Source organism: Candidatus Nitrosopumilus sp. (assembly GCF_029882185.1).
GTDB lineage: Archaea > Thermoproteota > Nitrososphaeria > Nitrososphaerales > Nitrosopumilaceae > Nitrosopumilus.
In genome coordinates this window covers 1-4,815 of record NZ_JAOULD010000071.1, presented here as the reverse complement: position 1 = coordinate 4,815, position 4,815 = coordinate 1, and the positions used below count along the sequence as shown (strand labels likewise).

General features: G+C 36.3%; 8 protein-coding genes and 1 pseudogene. 3 read left to right on the top strand and 6 right to left on the bottom strand.

Features of this window, described 5'->3' with window-relative positions; genetic code table 11:
* Positions 1-196: 196 nt before the first annotated feature.
* Entirely contained in the window at positions 197-1,150 is a 954-nt protein-coding gene (gene tfb, locus OEW78_RS09920) for a transcription initiation factor IIB (protein WP_300327136.1), read from the top strand.
* A 331-nt stretch (positions 1,151-1,481) separates the two neighbouring features.
* Here the strand turns inward: tfb and OEW78_RS09915 are convergent, their stop codons facing one another.
* The 4 genes from OEW78_RS09915 to OEW78_RS09900 all read right to left on the bottom strand — a co-directional run bounded on the left by OEW78_RS09915 (position 1,482) and on the right by OEW78_RS09900 (position 2,689).
* Positions 1,482-1,688 (bottom strand): hypothetical protein, encoded by a 207-nt coding sequence (locus OEW78_RS09915; RefSeq protein WP_300327135.1) that lies wholly within the window; start codon positions 1,686-1,688, stop codon positions 1,482-1,484.
* Complete coding sequence (locus tag OEW78_RS09910) at positions 1,685-1,822, bottom strand: hypothetical protein (protein ID WP_300327134.1); 138 nt, start codon at positions 1,820-1,822, stop codon at positions 1,685-1,687. The genes OEW78_RS09915 and OEW78_RS09910 overlap by 4 nt, the downstream gene beginning before the upstream one ends.
* Positions 1,819-2,079: a hypothetical protein gene (locus OEW78_RS09905; RefSeq protein WP_300327133.1), complete on the bottom strand. Its 261-nt coding sequence runs from the start codon at positions 2,077-2,079 to the stop codon at positions 1,819-1,821. Before OEW78_RS09905 ends, OEW78_RS09910 begins: the two co-directional genes overlap by 4 nt.
* 298 nt (positions 2,080-2,377) lie before the next feature.
* Entirely contained in the window at positions 2,378-2,689 is a 312-nt protein-coding gene (locus tag OEW78_RS09900; RefSeq protein ID WP_300327132.1) for a hypothetical protein, read from the bottom strand.
* Positions 2,690-2,693: 4 nt separating this feature from the next.
* On the opposite strand from OEW78_RS09900, the gene OEW78_RS09895 reads away from it, so the two are divergent.
* Entirely contained in the window at positions 2,694-3,329 is a 636-nt protein-coding gene (locus tag OEW78_RS09895; RefSeq protein ID WP_300327131.1) for a hypothetical protein, read from the top strand.
* Positions 3,330-3,514: 185 nt separating this feature from the next.
* On the opposite strand, the gene OEW78_RS09890 is transcribed toward OEW78_RS09895, so the two are convergent.
* Together OEW78_RS09890 and OEW78_RS09885 are read right to left on the bottom strand one after the other, a co-directional pair.
* Positions 3,515-3,754: an Lrp/AsnC ligand binding domain-containing protein gene (locus OEW78_RS09890; RefSeq protein ID WP_300327130.1), complete on the bottom strand. Its 240-nt coding sequence runs from the start codon at positions 3,752-3,754 to the stop codon at positions 3,515-3,517.
* A 9-nt stretch (positions 3,755-3,763) separates the two neighbouring features.
* The gene (locus OEW78_RS09885) at positions 3,764-4,003 is read right to left on the bottom strand and encodes an Lrp/AsnC ligand binding domain-containing protein (protein WP_300327129.1); all 240 of its coding nucleotides are present in this window, start codon (positions 4,001-4,003) and stop codon (positions 3,764-3,766) included.
* A 602-nt stretch (positions 4,004-4,605) separates the two neighbouring features.
* Between OEW78_RS09885 and OEW78_RS09880 the strand changes: the two are divergent.
* Positions 4,606-4,815, top strand: a pseudogene (locus tag OEW78_RS09880) (3-isopropylmalate dehydratase); the annotation flags it as partial.

Below are 4,815 nucleotides of genomic sequence, written 5' to 3'. Positions count from 1 at the left end.
CACAGATTGGCATATTACGCGTTCTATCTTTTCAGCGCAGGTTCAATAGCGAGCCTTACATGGGCGTTTTCGCTGTGAACGTAAAAAGGAATTTGAAATGCTTTTCACTGACGCATAATAACAAAAGGGTTCGTGTCACAACATCTCAAATCAAGAATATGAATGATGCAAGAAAAATCAACGGAAGTTATGGCACATGGTGATTAAAAAATTTAACAACTCACAAAATGATAACGAAGACAACCTTGTCTGTGATCATAACGCAAAAGGTCTGATCACTGATGAGAGCAGAGGAGAAATAATTTGTGGTCCTTGTGGACAGGTCTTATCAGATGGAATTTCAAGTTATGATGCCAAGCCAAGATATACGCTTGATAATTTTTTGACCAATTCACAAACAGGGCCCAAGTCGTCATTGACAGTTCATGACAGAGGATTAAGCACTATGATTGGTGCCAGAAACGTGGACTTTGCTGGCAGACGTATTTCGTCTGATACTTTTTCCAGGTTCAAAAGCATGCGTGTATGGGACAGTCGCAGCAAGTCAAAAAACACCACAGGACGTAACCTGATATCTGCACTAATGGCACTAGACGGAGTCAAGCAAAAGCTTGGATTATCAAACATTGTGGCAGAACACATTGCGTTTATCTACAGAAAAGCTTCTTCTTTTGGACTAATCAGGGGAAGAGGCAAAGCCGAAGTTATGGCTGCATCAATTTATGCAGCATGCAGGGAGCAGGGAATACCCAGATCACTTGAGGAGGTATCAGATGCACTAAACGTTACAAAAAAGAAAGTTTCAAAGTGCTATAGGATGCTGATAAACCAATTAGATCTCAAAACAGAACTGGCCAATCCATTGGATTGTCTTTCCAAGTTTTGCAGCATGCTTGACATAAGCGAAAAAACAAAGAGGCATGCATTTGGCATTCTAAAACAGGCAAACACTAGTAGAATTATGTCTGGCTCAAAACCTGCGGTAATTTGCGGTGGTGCTATTTATCTGGCGTGTATTGCAAATAACGAGTATCACTCCCAACTAAAGATTGGAGAAAAAATCAAAGTCTCTGCCCCCTCCATTAGGAAAGCAGCCAATGCTTTGGGCAAGGGATTGTCTGTTGAGAGAACCAATAATGATCTTAGTTGAAAGATTTCCATGCACGGACTAAAACCCTCATGTTCTAATGGATCAGCCTTTCTTTCTAGAGTTTTGGGGGAAACTCCGAATTGATAATTGTTGTTCCCGAATTGATACCAAATTGATAGGCATCATCGATCAAACTATCGGAAAGTCTCGGAACGTTGTACCAAATTGATAAATTATATCTCCGAATTGATGCCGAAAAGAAAACCTCCGAAACCCAATTGATACCGAATTGATCTGTTATCTATCCAAACTGATACCGAATTGATAGAACATTCCATCGGATTGATAAAAAAGATTAGAAAAGCAGTCATTTCAAACTGCCTTTCCAATGTCAGCATATGTTTTCAACGTTGTCCCTTCTTTCATTTTTGTAACGGTTGTACAACCACAATCCTCCAAAGACTGCAATCATTGCTCCGCCAAAAATCAACCATGTCTTTACAATACCAGCGTTTCCAGAAATGTCAACCCCTTTCACATCTTTGAGGTATTTCTTAAATTCCTCAGGTCTATCTTTGAACTGCACAAAATTATTCATGCTGTTTGCACGATATGTTCTAGGTTTCTTGTCAGGTCCCCTTTCTCTGCTGCGAGGTTTTTTGCAGTAACTTCTATTGCAGAATCATCATTACTTTCAGATACAATTTCAACAACTTTATCTTCCTCCATCATACTATATCACCTCCTCTGGCCATGATGCTGCCAGCAATGATTTTCTCTATTGTTTTCTTGTGGAGTTTCAATACTCCGTTTTCTCTAATCCTCTTCTGCAACGAGATTAGATTGCTTCTGGATATTCCAAACTTGCAGGAGTCTCTTGGCCTAATCTGTAGTATTATCTTCTCCAAGTTTTCATATGTCGTGTAAGCATCTGAGGTTTCAGCAACTCCCAACACATTAGATGATGACCATTGTAAAATTTTAACCAAACATTTGGAAATTATTTTCCAATTTCTCTTGCACACTGTGATGAGCATGTTGAATTATTATACAAACTTTCATATTCTCTATTACAATGAATACAGTTTCTAAAAGCCATGTATTGTTTACACATTCATCATATAAAAGACAAGTAATCAGTAAATGAACATATTTTTTATCTCAATATGAATAAACAAAGACATTGTTGTTATTTTTTTACATTCAAGCAGAATTTCTTAAATTCGTTATGAAAACTTGTCGAGCCCACAAAATTGTTTTTAATTAAATAAAATAAAAAGAAATCATTCATAACAAAAAGACAGAACGGTTTCCAAAAACACCAGTTATTAAAAAAGAAAAATTATTTTGCAATTGCTGCAATGCATCCAGATTTGTAACTGATGATGTAATTGGAGAAATTGTCTGCTCTAATTGTGGATGTGTTATTTCAGAAAACATTGAGAATAGAGCAAGTGAACGCAGGCTTGTTTCAAACACAACTGACACTGCAAGAACGGGTCCTGGATTAACATTGAAAATGCATGACAAGGGGCTCAATACGATAATTGGAGTATAGAACAGAGATTCAATTGGAAAGCCACTCTCTGCAAAAACCATCCAAATGTTTGGCAGATTGCGAAAATGGGACAGCAGATCACAAACAAAAAATTCTACAGATAAAAATCTGAGATTTGCACTTCAAGAATTTGATAAAGTACAATCAAAATTAGGCCTTTCAGACACAGTAATTGAGCGGGCATCGCTTTTTTACAGAAAGGCAATTGAGAGAAACCTTATTCGCGGTAGAACTGTAAAATCAGTTGCTGCAGCATGTTTGTATGCATCATGCAGAGATTTAGATCATAATAGAACACTAATAGAAATTGCAAATCAATTTGTGATTAATAGAAAAGAAATTGCCAGAGTATACCGCATACTGTTCAGAGAGTTAGGATTTGTTGTTTCCATAGCTGATCCAATGAAGCACATCACCAAGATAGCAAGCAAGATTGGAATAAAGGAAAAAACGATACGTAAAGCAGTACAGATTTTAGATGCAGCCCAAGATGCAGGAATCGTAGCTGGCAAAAATCCAGAAATTATTGCAGCAACTGTAATTTATTCAGCATGTGTGATTTCAGGGGCATCAATATCTCAAACCGCAATAGCAAAAGCTGCAGGAACCAGTACAGTCTCAATAAGAAATAGAATTCAAGAGTTTAAAACGAAACTAGGTCTGTTTTCCACAATTAACTAGGATTCAGAAAATTATGACTATGTTGAAAAATAAGACTGTTTTACAGACAAGCAACAACAATCTGTTAATGTCGCCCAAAGGTACCAACATTCAAGGCCCCAAATCGTCATTGACAGTTTATGACAGGGAACTGAGTACTATGATTGGCGCTAGAAACGTGGACTTTGCTGGCAGACGTATCTCACCTAACATTGTCCATTTATCCCCATCAGAGTCTTCGTTGAACGTATGTTGTCAATTCTCCTAATTTTTAAAATAATCGTTTGTCTTAATTCTTCGAGTCGGTCACATTCCAAGTCTGCTAAAATATCATATGTGCCAAATACCCCGTAAACTTTCTTTACACATTCAACTTTTTTTAAATCTGAAATTACTTGCATTTCAGAACCTAAGTCACAATTTATTAGAACAAAAGCTTTTGACATGTGGTTCTCCTAGTGTTGTTCCTCTATTGCCATGAGGCAAAGGGAAGACCTAATTGATGGCAACTTACGAATCTTACAATTTATGGTCTTACGTAATGATTCAGCATCATTTGAATTTACTTCTGTTACAATGTCATAAGCCCCCCTGGTACTATGATCTTCTTTTATCTGATTTGTGGTTCTTAATGCAATGAGGATGTCTTCTTTTTTTCCCAAATCACAGCCAATCAACACAAATGCTTTTTTCATAATATCCTCAAAACCTCTTTAATCATTATTGTCATAGTACATATTGGAGAAATTCATATTTTAATTGATTCAAAAAGATTAGTTACAAATTTTAAATAAATATATAAAAATTCAAATGAATTTTAATGAAAATAACTGGTTTCTTTAATTTCTAGTTAGATCTAATTACACTTGAAGAAAGATGAAAGAAGATTATGCTGAATATACAAAATGTACCGGATGTGAATCATCACTGCTACTTTGTGATTGCAATTGTCCTAAATGCGGCAAAAGAGAGAATTGTAAATGTGAGTTGATGCAAATTCATTGACATCCTTTGGATTATTAATTTACGATATAATCAAAATTTCACCCTTTGCATTATGCCCCAGTACAACGTGTTGGGGCTATGGTTAGTGTTGACAATTTAGCCCCCACGTGGAACAATTAATCCTAAGAAAAATCAATCCCTTTTTATCAGATTGCTACGGTTAGGACCGTGTTTGTCCAAACCCAAAAATGTTTGAAGATTTTTTGGGTTTAAACGTCAAATATCCCTTTTTCATATATGACACGGACATATTCTGAAAAGCTTTTAATCTGTAGACCAAGCTTTTTTTATTATGAATATTGTTGAGAAGATTCTTGCACGTGGTGCTGGAAAATCTTCTGTTTCACCAGACGATGTGGTTTTTGCTAATGTAGACAAGGTCATGATGCATGATGTTTCAGGACCAGGTGTGATTAAAGTATTTGATAAATTAAAGAAACAAGGGATTTCAGTAGACAAATTGTGGGATCCTGCCAAAGTCTGGGTAGGTGAAGACCATTTT

Coding starts and splice junctions, on each gene's coding strand:
- tfb (WP_300327136.1), top strand. CDS start 197: ATGGTGATTAAAAAATTTAACAACTCACAAAATGATAACGAAGACAAC.
- OEW78_RS09915 (WP_300327135.1), bottom strand. CDS start 1,688: ATGAATAATTTTGTGCAGTTCAAAGATAGACCTGAGGAATTTAAGAAA.
- OEW78_RS09910 (WP_300327134.1), bottom strand. CDS start 1,822: ATGATGGAGGAAGATAAAGTTGTTGAAATTGTATCTGAAAGTAATGAT.
- OEW78_RS09900 (WP_300327132.1), bottom strand. CDS start 2,689: ATGGTTTTTGCAGAGAGTGGCTTTCCAATTGAATCTCTGTTCTATACT.
- OEW78_RS09895 (WP_300327131.1), top strand. CDS start 2,694: ATGTTTGGCAGATTGCGAAAATGGGACAGCAGATCACAAACAAAAAAT.
- OEW78_RS09890 (WP_300327130.1), bottom strand. CDS start 3,754: ATGTCAAAAGCTTTTGTTCTAATAAATTGTGACTTAGGTTCTGAAATG.
- OEW78_RS09885 (WP_300327129.1), bottom strand. CDS start 4,003: ATGAAAAAAGCATTTGTGTTGATTGGCTGTGATTTGGGAAAAAAAGAA.